This window comes from Paracoccus ravus (assembly GCF_004522175.1).
GTDB lineage: Bacteria > Pseudomonadota > Alphaproteobacteria > Rhodobacterales > Rhodobacteraceae > Paracoccus > Paracoccus ravus.
In genome coordinates this window covers 176,312-194,592 of record NZ_SDEB01000004.1, presented here as the reverse complement: position 1 = coordinate 194,592, position 18,281 = coordinate 176,312, and the positions used below count along the sequence as shown (strand labels likewise).

18 protein-coding genes are annotated in these 18,281 nt (G+C 60.5%); 7 read left to right on the top strand and 11 right to left on the bottom strand.

Going from position 1 to position 18,281, the window contains the following annotated elements; genetic code table 11:
• Positions 1-184: 184 nt before the first annotated feature.
• A complete protein-coding gene (locus ESZ60_RS05360; protein WP_134679389.1) occupies positions 185-571 on the bottom strand; it encodes a winged helix-turn-helix transcriptional regulator in 387 nt (128 codons plus the stop codon).
• A gap of 104 nt (positions 572-675) precedes the next feature.
• On the opposite strand from ESZ60_RS05360, the gene acuI reads away from it, so the two are divergent.
• Positions 676-1,662 (top strand): acrylyl-CoA reductase (NADPH), encoded by a 987-nt coding sequence (gene acuI / locus ESZ60_RS05355; RefSeq protein ID WP_134679388.1) that lies wholly within the window; start codon positions 676-678, stop codon positions 1,660-1,662.
• Positions 1,663-2,452: 790 nt separating this feature from the next.
• Here acuI and ESZ60_RS05350 read toward each other — a convergent pair.
• The 5 genes from ESZ60_RS05350 to ESZ60_RS21030 form a co-directional block, all read right to left on the bottom strand.
• Positions 2,453-2,776, bottom strand: coding sequence for a hypothetical protein (locus tag ESZ60_RS05350; RefSeq protein ID WP_134679387.1), 324 nt, complete (start codon positions 2,774-2,776; stop codon positions 2,453-2,455).
• 20 nt (positions 2,777-2,796) lie between these two features.
• Positions 2,797-3,291, bottom strand: a complete 495-nt coding sequence (locus tag ESZ60_RS05345; RefSeq protein ID WP_134679386.1) for a hypothetical protein — start codon at positions 3,289-3,291, stop codon at positions 2,797-2,799.
• Positions 3,292-3,640: 349 nt separating this feature from the next.
• Positions 3,641-3,925 carry a hypothetical protein gene (locus ESZ60_RS05340; protein WP_134679385.1) on the bottom strand — a complete coding sequence of 95 codons (285 nt, stop codon included), beginning with the start codon at positions 3,923-3,925 and terminating at the stop codon, positions 3,641-3,643.
• 380 nt (positions 3,926-4,305) lie between these two features.
• The gene (locus ESZ60_RS05335) at positions 4,306-7,416 is read right to left on the bottom strand and encodes a primase-helicase family protein (protein WP_134679384.1); all 3,111 of its coding nucleotides are present in this window, start codon (positions 7,414-7,416) and stop codon (positions 4,306-4,308) included.
• 733 nt (positions 7,417-8,149) lie between these two features.
• Entirely contained in the window at positions 8,150-8,410 is a 261-nt protein-coding gene (locus ESZ60_RS21030) for a helix-turn-helix transcriptional regulator (protein ID WP_209021244.1), read from the bottom strand.
• 170 nt (positions 8,411-8,580) lie between these two features.
• Between ESZ60_RS21030 and ESZ60_RS05325 the strand changes: the two genes are divergently transcribed.
• From ESZ60_RS05325 to purF, 6 genes are all read left to right on the top strand, one after another.
• Positions 8,581-9,279: a pyrimidine 5'-nucleotidase gene (locus ESZ60_RS05325; protein ID WP_280633993.1), complete on the top strand. Its 699-nt coding sequence runs from the start codon at positions 8,581-8,583 to the stop codon at positions 9,277-9,279.
• Positions 9,280-9,315: 36 nt separating this feature from the next.
• Positions 9,316-9,516: a hypothetical protein gene (locus ESZ60_RS05320; protein ID WP_134679383.1), complete on the top strand. Its 201-nt coding sequence runs from the start codon at positions 9,316-9,318 to the stop codon at positions 9,514-9,516.
• A 4-nt stretch (positions 9,517-9,520) separates the two neighbouring features.
• The gene (locus ESZ60_RS05315; RefSeq protein WP_134679382.1) at positions 9,521-10,705 is read left to right on the top strand and encodes a UbiH/UbiF family hydroxylase; all 1,185 of its coding nucleotides are present in this window, start codon (positions 9,521-9,523) and stop codon (positions 10,703-10,705) included.
• A 60-nt stretch (positions 10,706-10,765) separates the two neighbouring features.
• A complete protein-coding gene (radA, locus tag ESZ60_RS05310) occupies positions 10,766-12,130 on the top strand; it encodes a DNA repair protein RadA (protein WP_134679381.1) in 1,365 nt (454 codons plus the stop codon).
• 42 nt (positions 12,131-12,172) lie between these two features.
• A complete protein-coding gene (locus tag ESZ60_RS05305) occupies positions 12,173-12,790 on the top strand; it encodes a CvpA family protein (RefSeq protein ID WP_134679380.1) in 618 nt (205 codons plus the stop codon).
• Between the two features lie 147 nt (positions 12,791-12,937).
• Positions 12,938-14,440 carry an amidophosphoribosyltransferase gene (gene purF / locus ESZ60_RS05300; RefSeq protein WP_134679433.1) on the top strand — a complete coding sequence of 501 codons (1,503 nt, stop codon included), beginning with the start codon at positions 12,938-12,940 and terminating at the stop codon, positions 14,438-14,440.
• Positions 14,441-14,761: 321 nt separating this feature from the next.
• On the opposite strand, the gene ESZ60_RS21825 is transcribed toward purF, so the two are convergent.
• The 5 genes from ESZ60_RS21825 to gmk form a co-directional block, all read right to left on the bottom strand.
• Positions 14,762-15,052, bottom strand: coding sequence for a BRCT domain-containing protein (locus ESZ60_RS21825; protein WP_425331304.1), 291 nt, complete (start codon positions 15,050-15,052; stop codon positions 14,762-14,764).
• A 30-nt stretch (positions 15,053-15,082) separates the two neighbouring features.
• The gene (locus tag ESZ60_RS05290) at positions 15,083-15,703 is read right to left on the bottom strand and encodes a hypothetical protein (protein WP_134679378.1); all 621 of its coding nucleotides are present in this window, start codon (positions 15,701-15,703) and stop codon (positions 15,083-15,085) included.
• A gap of 316 nt (positions 15,704-16,019) precedes the next feature.
• Complete coding sequence (locus ESZ60_RS05285; protein ID WP_134679377.1) at positions 16,020-17,072, bottom strand: sensor histidine kinase; 1,053 nt, start codon at positions 17,070-17,072, stop codon at positions 16,020-16,022.
• Positions 17,069-17,596, bottom strand: a complete 528-nt coding sequence (locus tag ESZ60_RS05280) for a gamma carbonic anhydrase family protein (RefSeq protein ID WP_134679376.1) — start codon at positions 17,594-17,596, stop codon at positions 17,069-17,071. Before ESZ60_RS05280 ends, ESZ60_RS05285 begins: the two co-directional genes overlap by 4 nt.
• Positions 17,593-18,225 (bottom strand): guanylate kinase, encoded by a 633-nt coding sequence (gene gmk / locus ESZ60_RS05275; protein WP_134679375.1) that lies wholly within the window; start codon positions 18,223-18,225, stop codon positions 17,593-17,595. The genes ESZ60_RS05280 and gmk overlap by 4 nt, the downstream gene beginning before the upstream one ends.
• Between the last annotated feature and the right edge of the window lie 56 nt (positions 18,226-18,281).

Sequence of the window (18,281 nt, the reverse complement as noted above, 5' to 3'; positions counted from 1 at the left end):
TGATAGGTAAGCCGGGGGCAGAATCCAGAGAAAAGCCGTGCTAATTACGGGGGCGCAGAGGTCGTTTTGAGCCCATCGCCGACATTCGCGGGGCACGCGGAATCTCTCTCGGTTTGCAAGCGCAGTTCAATCTCGACATTGCCGAGGATTTCAGTGGTCGACGACAGGGAATTGAAAGCCGCGATCAGCCGCTATGCGCGCAAGCCCACGGATCGCCATGCTCGCCTTCACTTGGGACATTGGGGTTGGTCTCACGATAGGCATCTCCCCAGTCCCGCAATGACACAAGGATGGGCGCTAGGGTTCGACCGAAATCCGAGATCTCGTACTCTACCTTTGGCGGGACTTGCGGATAGACGTGTCTGAGGATCACCCCGTCAGTTTCAAGCTCGCGGAGTTGCAAGGTCAGCATCCGCTGGGTCGCGCGGGGGACGAGACGGGACAGTTCCATGAAGCGCTTCTTGCCTTCGAGCAAGTGGAACAAGATCACGGGTTTCCATGCACCGCCGATGACCGAGAGGGTAACCTCAACGGCGCAGCCGCTCTTGGGGTCAAAGCGCTTGGTTCGCATCTGTACGCTCATTTTTGATAGTACCTATCATAATTGTACATTCTTGCTGCAAGAGTGTCTACTATCTAGATCTCGGCCCTAAGCAACAACTATGGGCTATCAACATGACCTTCAGAGCTTTACTCGCCACCAAGCCCCATGACGCGATCTCAACCCAAGTCGTGGAGTTCGACGAAGCTGATCTTTCGCCCGGCGATGTCACCGTCGCGGTCGACTACTCGACGGTGAATTACAAAGACGGACTGGCAATCACCGGTCGGATGCCCATCATTCAGAGCTTCCCTCTGATCCCCGGCATCGATTTTTCCGGCACCGTGATCGCGTCGACCAACCCCGACTTCGCGGTTGGCGACCCTGTATTGGTGAACGGCTGGGCGCTTAGCCATGATCATCACGGGGGATACGCGCAGCGCGCCCGTGTGAAGAGTGAATGGCTGGTGAAGATTCCTCAGCCGCTGTCGACACGAGACGCGATGGCCATCGGCACGGCTGGTTACACCGCGATGCTCAGCGTGCTCGCGCTGGAGCATGGCGGTCTGACCCCGGATCGCGGCGACGTACTTGTCACAGGTGCGAGCGGCGGGGTTGGTTCCGTCGCGGTCGCGCTTCTGTCTGGCCTCGGTTATCGCGTGGTCGCTTCGACCGGACGGCTTGAGGAAACCGATTACCTGAAAAGCCTCGGCGCAACTGAAGTGATCGACCGCCGAGAGTTGTCTCAAGCTGGCGCGCCCGTGGCAAATGAGCGATGGGCCGGTGCTGTGGATTCGGTTGGAAGCCACACTTTGGCCAATGTCTTGGCTCAGACCAAATACCGTGGCGTGGTAACGACCTGCGGAATTGCCCAAGGCCCAGACCTGCCGGGTTCCGTATTGCCGTTCGTTCTGCGGAACGTGACTTTGGCAGGCATCGACTCGGTCAATGCGCCGCAGAAGGTCCGGCTAGAGGCGTGGTCGAGGCTCGCCAAGGATCTGGACCTGAACAAGCTGAACAGCACGACCAGTACGATTGGTCTCGCTCAGATCGATGACGTTGCGCGGCTTGTTCTGGACGGGAAAATTCGTGGGCGTACGCTGGTTGATGTGAACGCTTAAAACTCAACTGAAGCAATAGAGAATTATTCTCGGAGCCCGAGGCAAAAAGGCATACGGGCTCCGAGTAAAGAAGGAATTCGACAATCTCCATTTAGCATTAATCAGGAAGCGTCCACTTTTTGCCCTGCAGGACGATCTTGCCACGACGAAAGTCGTTGGCATGCTGCATCTGCGAACGTCTGAAGTGTCCGCATTGCCGACATGCGGGGCCTGACCAATTTCTTCGACTGCGCGTGATCAGTCGAGGGATGTTGTGCGGGGGCGCTGTGGTGGAGTGTCATTGGCGGCTCTCCTTCGGCTGATCTCGGATCGGATCACGTCGAGGGCGTAGCGCGCCTGACTTGGGGTCGGGGTGAACTTCTCAGGGTGTTCGGTCGTGGGCTCAGGATCGGGGCTCATGGGCGATGCCTCCGGGGTTGAACGCGATCAATGATAGGCCAGCCGGGGGTAGAATCCAGCGAAAAACCTTACTTTTTGCGGGGGCGGCAGGGCGCGCGATCCCCGCATTTTTTACGCGGGAAGCTCCGTGGTGCGGTCCCGACGGGGCAAGGGGCAGAAAAAAGCGGATAGGCCCCCAGAAAGAGCCGATTCCCCCGGAGTCCAGCGGATTCGACACGGATTCGCGCCGATCTCGTCGCTTTTCTGGGGATAAGTCGGGGGTGTCCCGTCGGGACAGGCGCGGGGCCGTCGAGTGTTTATTTAAGCACTCGGCGCGGGGCCGGATTCCCAGGTTGTACTACGCTTCGGGCTCAGGCTTCGCCCGATGCCCATCGCTCGACCTGTGATCGGCTCACACGTCGCGCCGCCACCATCCGAACGAACCGCTTGCCGCCCGGAAACTCGACCAGCCCCAAATGCACCATCCCGGCCCCGCAAGGTCGCGTTCCTGCATGCCAGCCCGCCGCCCCCCGTGCCAGGTCGAAGCGTAAGGTAGCGAAGGCGGGTTGATCACCGTCGTACCAGACAAGCCCCGCTTGCCCGTTGCAGGTCGTGCCTGTCCATTGAAGCGCGGCCCATCGGCCAGCCCATAGTTGACCGGATGAGCTGTCAGGCGCTCGATCTCGGCAATGCGGGCGCGCTCTGTGTTGTCGAGCGCATGCGAAAGGTGGAACATCTGGCATCACCATCGGGCCGTTAGCCTTTAGCCGCCCGTTTAGCTTCCCATCTTTTTTGGGCGGCATCACGTTCGGCTTTTTCCTCGGCGAGAATGTCAAAGACCTGATCGGCGCTCATGCCCGTATACTGGACGTATGCCCCTGACTTGCGGACATAGATGTTCACGCCGATGCGGATCACCTTCGCCCGCTCGACGGGGGTGAAGGCCGATGACGATATGTATTTCTCATCATCGAACGGGATTACGACTTTCCATGCGATGATGGGTTCTTCGACGATTATGCGCTTTCCGTCCTGCTCCATCACATCGAGCCCCACGCCCCCCAGATGATCGGGAAATACCGACACATAGGCGTTGTAATCGTGAATGCCGCCGTAATTGTCTATCACGTCGATACGTTCACCGTCGGTCGTGACAGCATAGGGTTGCAATGACCCCATACCTTCGAACCGCAGGATATGCGTGGGGTTCAGACACGTTCCGTCGGCACCTTGAATGAATGGCTTTTGCATTCCGTGGTTCTCCAACTGTTCACCAAGTCCGACCCACGGGCAGAGTCGCATGTCCGATGCCCGCGCGGCAAGTTTCTCCTGCTGGACGAGCGTTTTTCACTCGGCGGTAACGATGCATTTGGCGGTAACGATGGGCCAAACGTATCGTTACCGCTTTTTTGTTAATGAAATCATATACTAACGCGCTTCGGTAACGATGGTAACGATGGTAACGCTGTTTTCCAATCGTTAGGAAACGAGTGAAAAGTGAAAAGTGAAATTCACTTTTCACTTTTCACTGACTTCCCATTGGTTTGTCTCCATTTCTATCGTTACCATCGTTACCGGAAGATCAAATCATTGAAATAATTTATATAAATGCGGTAACGATGCCGGTAACGATACTTTTGGCATCGTTACCATCGTTACCGTTGTGAAAAGAGTGAACTACGACAGAGTATTGAAAAGGCGAGGTTTTTTTCCGCGCTTGTTTTTCACTTCGTCTCAGGCGGTAACGATGCCGTCGAGCATCCGCCGAAAACGCCAGATCGGTGAAAAAAGTGAAAAAGGCAGGTGAAAAGCCAGCCGGAAGTCGTAAATTACTGTTTTTTATGTGAAATACGGGCTCATTGGCGTTTTTCACTTCGTTTTTCACTCATGCGCCTCGACGCGGTAACGATGGAAACGCGGGTTGCTCAAAGTGAAAAGTGAAGTGAAAAATCCCGACGCCTACAAAGGGCGATCAGGCATATCATTGATATCACTCAAAAAAGGTGTTTCCCGTGACCGTTTTTCACTTTTTCACTCGCGGGTCAGCGTGCGGTAACGATGCAAATCCATCGTTACCGCACGGTAGTCGAGGCGGTGAAAAGTGAAAAAACCATCGTTACCCGACCCACCTTCTAGGCGGTAACGATGGTATCTCTCATGTCGAGCAGGGCTTTCTCACGGTGAAAAGTGAGAAAACCGGACCCTTCAGACATACGAGATCAGCACGCCGCATGGGGCATGCTGATCGCCGCATTGCCTGTCAGGTCAGTTGGCGGGTCGCCGTCGCCGTCGGCCTGTCCCCTTGGGTGGCACCGGATCGGGGTCGGTCGAGGGCATCGTTACCGATGCGCGCTCGCTCAATTTTTGCTCTTGCTTTGCTCGACCCGACAAAACCCGCGAGATCTCGTCATCCTGCCTTGCGCGTTCCTGCCGCGCCTCGTCGAGATCGACGACTTCACCCTTTGGCTTTTTATAATCGCTCGGCTCTGCCAGCCAGCGCAGATACTCGGCCTTCTGATCTTCGACCCTCTCGATCCTGTTGCGATCCGCGAAACGGTCGAGGACACGCGGGCGATGGATTTCGCCTTTCACCTTCAACTGGCCGGTATTAGGGGAAGCGCATGCGGCAACTGTTGAGCGGTTCGTTAACCAGTCGCGCGCGATATAAAGAAGCTTACTTTCGTCGGCGGACGGTTCAAGCCTAAGCATCCTCTCGGCAATATATGGTGCCGAAACAATCCAGCAGGGATCAGGTTCGCCGAGACGAAGAATTTCCTCGATCATCTCGTCATAGCGGCTTTTCCCATCCGAGATCATGGCGCGTTTCGCACTCGTCTCGCGCGGCTCACGGGGGTTGAAGTTCGACAGGTCAACTTTCTCGGTCAGGTACCGATAGACCTTTGTCAACTCGATCTCATCGCCGCCTCGGATTCTACCCTGCCAAGTGACAATATCCGGCATCACGTCGTGCAGCATTTGCGTATTACCGCCAAGGACGCTGAAACGGCGATCTCCTTCGACCAATGGCAGCGCGCCAGAACTATTCGTTGCGATCATGAACGACGTGAAAATCTCCGCCGTCTGGCCGTCATAGCCTTTGCGCTCGACGAGAACTGTGCGTTCATCGGGGTCGACCAATTCTTTCAGGCGGCCAAAAACGGCGCGACTCACACGGTAATTCTCATTGCCAGCGTCGCCTTCCTCGACCTCGCCGATGGTCAACAACAAGTTATCCGCCAGATGCGAGTTGAATTGACTCGCTTGCTTGCCGAATAGACGATTGGCCATGATCGTCGAGCAATTGCCACCGACAAGGCGGCGCATGATCTCGAAAACCGTGTTCCTTCCGCTTCCCATGACCGTCGCCACTGAGACGAGTGCGGTCATACGAGCATGCGGATTCCGCAATTTGTATCCCATCCATTGCATCACCCATTCGGCATCGCCCTCGTGCGGGAAAACGTGGCGGATCAGCCGCAGGAAGTCTGTCGGCTCGGCATCATCAACATCGGCCAGCGGAACAAAGGGCGCAAAGACGTTGATCCATCCGAGCCCGTCACCAGTCGGATTCCAACCCGGCGAGTATCTCGGATCAAGGGCGGGAAGGCGCAAGGTCTTGTTCTTTGCCCGCGTTCGCATCCATACATCGACGGGGTTTTTCACGCTGTCCCCGTCATAGACTTCATGTCCGTCCCAAAGTCCCCGCGCCCCGTCGACGGTCATCATGACCGCGCGCCCCTTGGTATCGAGGGCGATTATTTTCTCCTTCGGCGCGTACCAGACATAACCCGCGACAGTCGGAAGTGCGGGGGGCATTTCATTCTTGGGATTGCTCGCCAGCGCCGCGTCTTGTTTGCGACGTGCATGCGGGATTTCATCATCCCCTCTCGCGGCGGTTCCTTTGACCATGGCCGCGCCGCCCGCCGCGATGATCTTGGATAGACGTTGCGCAAACATCATCTTGTCGTCATCACTCAGGTCGACAGCCAAACGGATGATCAGTTCGGCATGGCGGGCCGCTGCCATAGCGGCCACCGGATCGGCAATCCCCTCGGCCTCGGCCAATGCGCGGGCAGCATCCTCGGCATCTGGCAGGACACGGAAGTTCTGCCCGCCATGGGCATAGGAATGGATAAACCAACCGTTAGGGCCGTTGTCATAGATTTGCGCTTTACCTCGGCGATCTGGTTCCAGAGGATCGGCCAGCGTTTCCCCTGCTCGATCACAGTCCGGTCGGAACAGGTCGCGCACGGGCATCACCATGCCGTCGTCGAAATGCAGCACAAAATCGCTAGAAAGGATTTGCGTCTGGCGCGCCCGGTCGAGCGATGCCTTGACGCGCGTCCTGATCTGCTCGGCCTGAGCGTCGGTTAGCGCCGGGTTCTTCGCCCGCTCGGCCTTCACATAGTCATCGGCCTTTGCCTCATCATAGGCTTCGCGAATGGCCTTTGCTTCGGCTTCCCTTTTCTCCTTGGCGTAATCGACACGGTCATCGACCGATTTTTTCTGCTTCTTCGTCAGATCAAGAATCAGCGTCGTGTCGAGAGTCGGCGGCTGATCAGGGTTCATCAGGATCGGCTCGCCTCGACGCTGTACAAGCCCATCAAGGCATGTTGCGCCAGCCGCATAGTCGACACGCTCGGCTTGCCAAACTAAAGCATCGAGCAAGGTGCGTACCAGCAAATTCCCGCTTTTTGATATGTCGATGCGCCCATACTTGGCGAGCCAGAGATGACCGATAGCGGCTTTCATCGCGCGCGGAATATCAGCGGCATTGTCGGCGATGATATAACCACGCCAGCCGCGTTGGCCTGTCAGGTTATTCCCTTCGGCGTCGTGGATATGCGACGAAGATGACGGCCACCAAAGACTCTGGCATTGCCCAAGAGCCGGAACCGCGCCTACCAGCTTCGCCAGCAGGTCTTGCGCGTCCAGACCCTCCGCACCTTCAGCCGGGTCGTAGTCCAGTAGGACGAGCCCCCGGCCTTCCGGCCAGTGGAAGTGTCCTTTCGTGCGGGGAATTATCGATGCCGCACGGCCACGGTTCATAAGCTTCTTATGCCGCGCGTCTGTGACGATCCCCCATCCCGTGTCGGGCTCCGATCCTTTTGGGATGCCAAAGGTCAGCACGTCGCGACCGGGCCGCAGGTCCTTCAGAACTTGGGCGAATTCAGTCAAATTCTCGACCTGAACTGTCCTTGCTCGGCCCCGGATCAGAGCGCCCGTGTTTTCGGTGATCAGAGCGCCAGCGGGCATCTTGGCGGTCTTGCCGACCGGACGCGGATCGGAATAGGCGATCCGCGTGAAACTCGCGGCTCCTGCCCTATTCTCAGCTTCGCCGCATACAGCATTGACGGCATTACAATCTTTTGCCATTCTTGGCCTCGATCATGGGACCCCGCTCGTTCACTCGACGCGGGGTTTCTTTGTGCCGCGTGAGGCTTAGCGGCTTCGGGGTGACATGCGCGGGTCGCAACCATCATCCCCCGACAAGCGGCGGTGACGATCACTCTCATGTTCACAGGTTTTCACAGTTTCCGTGGGTCGCCGCGCCGCCTCAGACGCCTAGACCCGACCGCCCACATGCGGCGGATGCCCTACCTCAGCAGGGCTTCTCATCTCGTCGTCACGCTACTGCGCGACCGCAGGGGGCAAGCGTCTCCCTCCGCTTGCAGCGGGCCAAAATCACTTGTCGGAACGGGGATTGCGGCCTAGATTCTAGCCAAAGCGATCCGCCGTTACGGTTCGTTTTTTCGGGGGTTCGTTGTTCGTCGCGTCGAACCCCCCTCGCCTTCCAGCTTACCCGAAGCACAAGACTGATCAAGCGGCATCTCTTGCCAGATTTGGCGAAAAAGCCTTACAGATCAAACTTGTACCACACCCCAGAAGGACCGAACCGAACTTGCCACATACCGAATAAGATTGTGTAACAAGTTCAACGCGAATTGACTCGCTCTGTACTACAGTGCCGTGCTAATCATTTCTCGATCTCCATTCCTAGTGGGTTCAAAGGCCGTCGCGCTCGACCAAAAGCCGCGACGGCCATTCTCCGAATTTCCCTCAGTCAGCGCCGAAACATGTCGACCCCGATGCGAATCGCACGGTTTCATCATGCGTCCTTCCGCCGCTTGTATGCGCGCCGACGGCGCTCGGCTTCATGGCCGATTGCGGCAAAGTTGACTTCACCAACACCGCCGAGCGTCAGCGCGAGATCGGCAGGAAGGTAGCGAATTGCACCACCGATCCGCACGAAGCGGGGTCCTTGGTTTTCCTGCCGCAGCCGGAACAAGGTCCTTTCGCTGACCTGAAGTTCACGCGCCTTCTCATCCGTGGTCAGAAAGCGGACCTGACCCGTGTCGTGTTCCTGCATGCATCCTCCTACCCCGCTTCGGGGGTCGCTACAGATTTCGGATTTGCTATGTTGCAGACGTTGAGCCCGCTGGACTTCCCGTCTAAAAATGACACTAGAAACAATGTCCTACCCTGTCAATATTGGTGGTTAACGTGGTGGCCTTAAAGCAAGATATTTCTACGTTATCCTTGTTTAACAGTAACTTATTTGACGGCGTATCAACTTGGATCTTCGATCTGGACAATACGCTCTATGCGCCCGAGATGAAGCTTTTCGACCAGATCGAACGGCGGATGACGGCCTATGTCATGCGCGAATTGGGCCTTTCAGAGGCCGAGGCCGACCATCTGCGCCAACAATACTGGCGCCTGCACGGCACGACCCTGTCCGGGCTGATGGTGGAAAGGCAGATCGACCCCCTGCCCTTCCTGCGCGAAGTCCATGACATTGATTTCTCGCATCTCGCGCCGGCACCGGAGCTCGCCGCGCTCATCACCGCTCTTCCGGGCCGCAAGATCGTGCATACAAATGCCGATACGGAATATGCCGCAAAGGTGCTTCACGCGCGCGGCTTGGATATTTTCGACGAGGTCCATGGCATCGAAACGACCGGCTTCCTGCCCAAGCCCGACCCGCGCGCTTATGCCGCAGTCCAGCAGAGCGCCGGTTTCCAGCCCAATGCCGCCGCCATGTTCGAGGACGACCCGCGCAATCTGGAAATCCCGCATTCGCTGGGGATGCGCACGATTCTGGTCGGCAGCGGACGGCACGGACCGGATGTCCTGGCCGCCGGGCAGGACCAGGCGGGACATGTTCACCACCGCACGATGGACCTGACCGCCTTCCTGCGCGCGCTTGCCGAGACCCGAGGTCACGGGCAGAATTAGGCCAACCCGTCTCGAACCCGCGCAAAGGAACGCAACATGGCGACCACTCATGCCGATCCGGCCGAAACACTTGCCGAGGCGCGCATGACGCGTGTCCTGTTTCTCTTTGTCCTTGCGCTGGTCGCGGTCGCGGTCATCGCCACCACGCTCTGGGGTCTTCCAGCCTTGGCGATGATCGGGCTGATCGGAACCCTGGCGGTTTTTGGCATGCTTCTCGCCTATGCGGCAGGTTTTTGAGCGCATGGAACGGACGGAAATCCTTGTCTCCGGTGGCGGCATTGCCGGGCTGATCGCGGCGGCGGCCTTTGGCAGCGCCGGACATGAGGTCACCTGCGTCGATCCCGCGCCCCCCATCACCGACGAGGCCGCCGACGGCTCGGATCTGCGCAGCACGGCCTTTCTGCATCCCTCGATCGCGGTGCTTTCGGCGGCGGGCCTCTGGGATCGTCTTGCCCCCCATGCGACGGCCTTGCAGGTCATGCGCATCATCGACGCCGGCGGGAAGCTGTCACAAGCGCGGCTGACGCGGGATTTCGACGCCTCCGAGATTTCCGACCAGCCCTTTGGCTGGAACCTGCCCAACTGGCTGCTGAAACGCGAGATTTCGGCCCGCCTCGCATCGCTGCAAAATGTACGTTTCCTGCCCGGAACCGGGACCGCCGATCTGGTGGCGCGAGACAGCGAGGCGCTGGTGACGCTGACCGACGGCAGCCGCCTTGCGGCGAAGCTGGTCATCGGCGCGGATGGCCGCAATTCCCCGGTGCGTCGCGCCTTGGGGATCGGGACGCGGACCCTGCGCTATGGCCAAAAGGCGTTGGCCTTCGCCGTGACCCATGAGCGCCCGCATGAGAATGTCTCGACCGAAATCCACCGCTCGGGCGGGCCGTTTACGCTGGTCCCTCTGCCAGATCGCGACGGCAAGCCCTCTTCGGCGGTGGTCTGGATGGAGCGCGGCACCGAGACCGCCCGCCTTGCCGCCCTGCCCCGCGAAGATTTCGAGGCCGAGTTGAACCGGCGCTCGGCGGGTGTGTTGGGGCATCTGACGCAGGCGACCCGTCTGACCGAATGGCCGATCATCAGCCAGATCGCTGACAGCTTTACCGGCCCGCGCACGGCGTTGATCGCCGAGGCCGCCCATGTCGTGCCGCCGATTGGCGCGCAGGGATTGAACATGAGCCTTGCCGATCTCGCCGCGCTGGTCGAGCTTTCGGCGGGCAATCCGGGCAGCCAGTCCTCGCTTGACGCTTACGCCCGCCGCCGCCGCCCCGAGGCCATGGCGCGGCTTCTCGGCATCGACGCGCTCAACCGCGCCAGCATGATCTCGGCCCGGCCCCTGCGCGATCTGCGCGCGGCGGCGCTTGGCAGCCTTTATGCCGTGGCCCCGGTGCGCCGGGTGCTGATGCGCGCCGGACTCGGCATCAGCTAAGCATTTGGCGTCGCGCCATTCCCAGTGGCGCGCCCCTCGGCAATCTGCCATTCAGGGCGCATGGCAAGATCGATCACCGCTTTCACCTGCACCGCCTGCGGCGCCAGCCACAGGAAATGGAATGGCCGCTGCGAAGCCTGCGGCGAATGGAACACCATCATTGAGGAAGCGCCCTTGTCGCAGGGGCCGGGGCGCGGCCTTGGCACGCTCAAGGGCAAGGCGATTGCGCTTTCCGGCCTTGCGACGCAAGAGACCCCACCCGCCCGCGCCCATTCCGGCATTGCCGAATTCGACCGCGTCTTGGGGGGCGGGCTGGTGCCCGGCTCGGCGATCCTTGTTGGCGGCGATCCGGGGATCGGGAAATCGACCCTGCTCTTGCAAGCCGCCGCTGCTTTTGCCCGCGCGGGCCAGCAGGCGATCTATATTTCCGGCGAGGAGGCCAGCGCACAGGTCCGGCTGCGCGCGCAGCGTCTTGGACTTGGCGATGCGCCGGTGCGGCTGGGCGCGGAAACCGCCTTGCGCGACATCCTGACCACGCTAGACGCCGAGCGGCCCGATGTTGCGATCATCGACTCGATCCAGACCTTGTGGTCAGACCAGATCGAGGCCGCGCCCGGCTCGGTCAGCCAGGTCCGCGCCACCGCGCATGAGCTGACGACCTTCGCGAAACGACGCGGTACCTCGGTCATCCTTGTCGGCCATGTCACCAAGGAAGGCCAGATCGCCGGACCCCGCGTCGTCGAGCACATGGTCGACACGGTGCTCTATTTCGAGGGCGAGCGCGGCCATCAGTTCCGCATCCTGCGCGCCCATAAGAACCGCTTCGGCCCGGCCGACGAGATAGGCGTTTTCGAGATGACCGGAGGCGGGCTCTCCGAGGTCGCGAACCCCTCGGCGCTGTTCCTGTCCGAGCGCGGCCAGCCAAGCGCCGGGTCGGCGGTCTATGCGGGGATCGAGGGCACGCGCCCTGTCCTGACCGAAGTTCAGGCGCTTGTTGCACCTTCGACACTGGCCAGCCCGCGCCGGACGGTGGTAGGGCTCGACTCGGGCAGGGTCTCGACCATCCTTGCGGTGCTCGAGGCGCGCTGTGCCATCCCCTTTGCGGGGCTCGACGTTTTTCTCAATGTTGCCGGGGGGATGCGCGTCAATGAACCGGCCGCCGATCTGGCCATAGCGGCGGCGCTTCTGAGTGCGCGCGAGGATGTTGCCTTGCCCGCCGAAGCCGTGCTTTTTGGCGAAATCAGCCTGTCCGGCGCGCTTCGCCCGGTGGCGCAAACGGAAAACAGGTTGAAAGAAGCACAAAAACTTGGTTTTTCACGCGCAATCCTGCCTACTTCCAGCAAGGTCGAGGGTATGGGCGGGATGCGGCTCGACCGTGTCCCGGATCTGACAAAATTCGTGGGCGAGACATTCGGGGCCGGATGAACTTGCCACTCAATCGCGGCGCGAACCGCAAAAGGGCGTGACATGGACGGTTTCACCATCATCGACGGCATTGTGGCGGCCGTGATCATCCTCTCGGCGATCCTTGCCTATGCGCGGGGTTTCGTGCGCGAATCGCTCGCCATTCTGGGCTGGATCGGCGCGGCGGTGCTGGCCTTCATCTTTGCCCCTTCGGTCCGCCCGATGGTGGCGCAGGTTCCGGGCCTGAACAAGTTTCTCGCCGATAGCTGCGAGCTTTCCACCATCGCCGGTTTCGCGGTCGTTTTCGCGTTGGCGCTGGTCGTCTTCTCGATCATCACCCCGCTTTTCTCCTCGGTCGTGCAGCGCTCGGCGCTTGGCGGCATCGATCAGGGCATGGGGTTCCTGTTCGGCGTGGCGCGCGGCATCCTGCTCGTGGCGGTGGCCTTCATCGTCTATGACCGGGTGATCTCGTCGCAACCGGTCGCGGTGGTGGACAATTCCCGTTCGGCGCAGATCTTCTCGCGGATGACCGGCCAGATGGACGAGCAGATCCCGCAGGACGCGCCGGGCTGGGTGGTCGCCCGCTACGAGCAACTCGTGCGCGGCTGCATGGCGACCGAACCCGTTGACGCAAACACGCCGACCCCCGCCCCGGCGACGACGCCTGCCCCTGCAAATTAAGCGTTTTCGACGCCGAGTGACCCTTTCGTGACATAAAATGCGCCCTGCCCGGCCGGCAGGGCGTGACTTCACCCGAGCGAGTCCCTATGTTAGCGGCGAAAAGCGCCACATATTCCTCCCCTCCCCTAGCCTTATGAGCCGGTGATGATGCAGCCATTCCTTGCCCATCCCTTCGATTCCGACCGATTGCATGAAGAATGCGGTGTTTTCGGCGTAATCGGTGTCGCGGATGCGGCCAACTTCGTCGCCCTCGGGCTTCATGCCCTGCAACATCGCGGGCAGGAAGCGGGCGGCATCATCTCGCATGACGCGGAACAGGGCTTCAACAGCGCCCATCGTTTCGGCTACGTGCGCGACAATTTCACGAAACAAAGCCTGATGGAAACCCTTCCCGGTTCCCTCGCTATCGGCCATGTCCGCTATTCGACCGCAGGCACCAAGGCCGCGACCGCGATCCGCGACGTGCAGCCCTTTTTCGGCGACTTCTCGATGGGCGGCTGTGCCGTCGCCCATAACGGCAACATCACCAATGCAATGGCTTTGCGCAAGGAACTGATCGAGCGCGGCTCGATCTTCCAATCGAGCAGCGACAGCGAATGCATCATCCACCTGATGGCGCGCTCGATCCAGCGCAACATCCCCGAGCGGATGAAGGACGCGCTGCGCCGCGTCGAAGGCGCGTTCAGCGTCGTCGCCATGACCCGCACCAAGCTGGTCGGCGTGCGCGACCCCTTGGGCGTGCGTCCGTTGGTGCTGGGAAAGATTGGCGACGAGGGCTATGCGCTGTCATCGGAAACCTGCGGCCTCGACATTATCGGCGCTGAATTCGTCCGCGAGATCGAGCCGGGCGAGATGGTCGTGATTTCCAAGGGAGAGATCGAAAGCTCGCGTCCCTTCGGTCCTTCGACGGGCCGCTTCTGCATCTTCGAGCATGTCTATTTCTCGCGCCCGGATTCGATCATCGGCGGCCGATCGGTCTATGAGACCCGCCGCCAGATCGGCGTGGAACTGGCCCGCGAAGCACCGGTCGAGGCCGATCTGGTCTGCGCCGTCCCTGATAGCGGCACGCCCGCTGCCATCGGTTATGCACATGAAAGCGGCATCCCCTTCGGTATGGGGATCATCCGCAACCAGTACATGGGCCGGACCTTCATCGAGCCGACCGAGCAGATCCGCAATATGGGCGTGCGCCTGAAGCTCAACGTGAACCGCGCGCTGGTCAAGGGCAAGCGGGTCGTGCTGGTCGATGACTCGGTCGTGCGCGGCACCACCTCGCGCAAGATCAAGGACATGATCCTCGATGCCGGTGCCGCCGAGGTGCATTTCCGCATCGCCTCGCCGCCGACTTCCTGGCCCTGCTTCTACGGCGTCGACACGCCCGATCGCGACAAGCTCCTCGCCGCGCAGATGTCGGTCGAGGAAATGCGCGAGTGGATCGGCGTGGACAGCCTCGCCTTTGTCTCGCTTGATGGACTCTACCGCGCCGTGGGCGAGGCCGAGGGCCGCAACAAGTCCTGCCCGCAATATTGCGACGCCTGCTTCTCGGGCGATTATCCCGTCGCGCCCTTCGACCAGCTTGAGCGCGGCTTCCGCATGAAGCCCGACTCTGAAACCGCTGGCGCAGCCATTACTGGCCACGCTGCGGAATAGGGCCCGTTCGGCGGGGCCGAACAAGAAAGGCGGGGGCTCGATGCCTGACGCATTCCGTGTGGTGGGAGGTAATGACCGTGGAATGTTCAAGTTAGACCCATGATCGAATAAGCTGCGCCCTTGCTGGGGCGCAGCCATATATAGTGGCACATGGCCACGAAGTGGCTTAATCAGGTGCCTGGAGCGGGCGCCCTCAAGTTGAGGTCGCACAACCTGCACTTCCAGCAAGTCTCCAATCACTTGCCGCTGCCCCACAATTTGGGCGACTTGCCGAAGCATCGCGCTGAGCTGAGGGCGACGACGCGGATTTCGACTGGTTATCTACCGTGTTTCATTGTCGTGAGCCGAGATAGCTGCGACAAGAGCATTTTCACTCACAAATCGAAGCCGGTGACCTTCCTGGATCAGCTCCATGCCGCGCTCGATTTTTGTTCCGAAGTGAGTGGTCCGCCAGTGCTTTGACGCACTTGATGAAACCACAAGGTAGTCTGTTCGTTTGGTCGTGCGCGGATCAAAGATGCCTCCGACGCGCTCGATTTCCATCTTGATGAATGACCGAGGTCCCATCTTCATCGGGCCAGTCAGAACAAAATGCGATCCGGCAAGGCGGATCTTATCCGGATCGGTGATCGGGTCATCCAGCTATGCAAGGGAGCCGATGTTTGGAATTCCAGTGTCAATGAAGCCGTCTCCGACAAGTTGTGCTATCCACTCCTGAACTTCTTCCGCCTCGTCACTCGTCAATACTTGATCTGCCATGGCCGCTTCGACAGCGCGACGAACCCGAGCAAAGGGCGCGGCAGACATCAAGACATTTGAGCTCCGGAACCTGTCCAGAATGGCCTGCGCTTCCCGCTCAAGAATTTTGCCATCACAGATTATTCCTGCGCAGAAGCCCAGGAACTCGTTCATTTCGTCGGATTCTGAGTATGCCGCTCGTGCTTCGACTTCGTCGCGTTTTGCTGTAATCACCACTGAAATCTGCGCCATCAGATCGTCTTCTGATGAAAAGCACCTGGCCCGCAGATCTTCGGCAAGGTCGTCTGCGTCAGGATCTTCAAAGAATTCCCGAAACTTGTCTGCCTCGGCCAGAAGCGCGATCTCCTCGCCGTCCTCGATCCTTCGTGAAGCGAGCGCTCCGTCGAGGAACCCGATCCAGTAGACCGTGCGCTTACGATCGTTGGCCGTCTTGCGGAATGCGTTGTTCCGCTCTTCCTCTTCGCGTTCCAAGATGTGCGCGGCTGCGCGATCCGACAATTTCATAGGGCAAACCTCCGCCAGTTTCATCAATACATTAGGGAAAGTAGTGGTCTTCTGGGAGAATATTGGCTGTATTCCTTGAAACAGAAGAAAAAAGTCCCGGTGATCGGGACTTTTTGTGCCTCGGAAGGGTGGATCCGCGGCTTCGAGAAAATTTTCTCGGGCGCATCACGCTCAGATCAGGCGTCGGAATCGGTCAATCAGCGCATAAAATCAAAGACCTGCCGCGCTGAGCCCGACAGGCTTTGGTGTAGGAAACTCCCACCATACGGAATGCGTCACTCGATGCCCCCGCCTTTCTTTCTTTCCCAAAGCCGCGTCAGGCCCGACCGGCGCTTTCGGGCAGCAAGACCAGAAACCGGCTGCCCTTGCCCCGTTCGCTCTCGATCTTCAGCCGCCCGCGATGACGGTTGACGATATGCTTGACGATCGCGAGGCCAAGCCCGGTCCCCCCCTTCTCGCGCGAGCGATGGGTGTCGACACGGTAGAAGCGCTCGGTCAGGCGCGGCAGGTGGATATGCTCGATCCCCTCGCCCTCATCCTCGACGCTGATCTGCCACGCCGGACCGCGCAGCACCGGCTCATGCTCCAGCCGCTCCAGACCGACGCGCACCACGCCCCCGGAGCCGCCATATTTCATCGCATTCTCGATCAGGTTGTGAAACACCTGCATCAGCTGGTCGGCGTCGCCCGGCGCCATGACCTGACCCGTGATGCCCGCCGCCTCGAGCCGCACCCCCGCCGCCGCAGCAGCAGGCGTAAGCGTGGTGACGACGGCGCGCAGAAGCGATGCCAGATCAATGCTTTCGACCGGACGGCGGCGTTCGTCCTGCTCGACCCGGCTCAGCGACAGAAGCTCGCCGATCAGCCGGTTCATCCGCCCGGCCTCGCGCTCCATGATGCCCAGAAAGCGATCCTGCGCCGCCGGATCATTGCGCGCAGGTCCGCGCAAAGTCTCGATGAAGCCCATCAGGGCGGTCAGGGGCGTGCGCAATTCATGACTGACATTGGCGACGAAATCGCGCCGCATCTGCCCGGTTTCCTCATCTCGCGAGCGGTCCTCCAGCGTGATCCCGGCGGCCCGCGCGCCCGCGAAGACCAGAGGCGTCACCAGCACATCGCAAGAGACCTTGCCATTTCGGCTCGCCATCGAGGCATTCAGCCGCGCCTGCCCGCCTCCTGCCAGCACCGAATCCAGCGCGGCATTGATCTCGGGATGGCGCAGCAGGTGCACGAAGGGCCGTCCGGCCTCGACCGGCCCCAAGAGCGCCTCCATTGCGGCATTGCCGCCCATCAGGCGCGCCTCGTCATCGACCACGACCATCGGCACGGGAACCGCGGTCAGAAGCTGATCCAGCAAGGCCTCGGTCATTCACCCGCCGCAGGTTTCAGCCCGGCCCGGAAGCGTGCCGCATTGGCGCGGTAGCCTTCTGCCGATTTCAGGAGTTTCAGCCGCGCCTGATCATCCAGTTCCCGGACCACCTTGCCCGGAGACCCCATGACCAGCGAACCGGGCGGGATCACCTTGCCCTCGGTCACCAGCGCGCCTGCGCCGATCAGCGAGCCCGCACCGATATGCGCGCCGTTCAGGATAATCGCGCCCATGCCGATCAGCACGCCATCCTCGATGGTGCAGCCATGCAGCATGGCGCGATGCCCGATGGTGCAATTCGCGCCAATGGTCAAAGGATGGCCCATATCGGTATGGCAGACCGTCAGTTCCTGCAGGTTCGAATTCCGGCCTACCCGGATCTCCTCATTATCGCCGCGCAGCACCGAACCGAACCAGACGCTCGCGCCGGGCTCCAGCACGACCTTGCCGATCAGTTGCGCGTCGGGCGCGACCCATGCATCCTCGGCCAGTTGCGGGGAAATCCCGTCCAGATCCCAGATCACTCTTCACCCTCCTCCATAAGCCCGCGCACAAAGGGGCCAAGCCCGGTCTGACGCGCCCGGCGCAGCCTTTCCGCCGTCAGAATGGTTTTCAGCGCCTCGGCGCTCTGGTCAATGTCCTCATTGACGATGACGTAATCATATTCGGCCCAATGGCTGATCTCGTCGCGGCTTTTCTGCATCCGGCCGGCAATGACATCGGGCGCGTCCTGCCCGCGCGAGATCAGACGGCGTTCAAGTTCGGTCAGGCTCGGCGGCAGCACGAAGACCGAGACCACATGCGCCCCCAGCGCCGAGGCGCGGATCTGCTGCCCGCCCTGCCAGTCCACGTCGAACAAGGTGTCGCGCCCGGCCCGCATCGCCGCCTCCACCGGCTCGCGCGGTGTGCCGTAGAAATTGCCGAAGACCTCGGCATGTTCGAGCATATTGCCCGCCGCCACCATGGCGCGAAACTGTTCGCGGTCGCGGAAATAGTAATGCTCGCCCTCGACCTCGCCGGGGCGCGGCTTGCGCGTCGTGGCCGAGACCGAGAAACGCAGGCTCGGGTCCCACTCCATCAGCCGCCGCGCCAAGGTCGATTTCCCTGCGCCCGAAGGCGAGGACAGGATGATCAGAAGCCCGCTGCGTTCCATGGTTCCGATCTCCTTCAGGTGTTTTCGGGAATGCCAGTCGCGGGCTGAATGGCGCA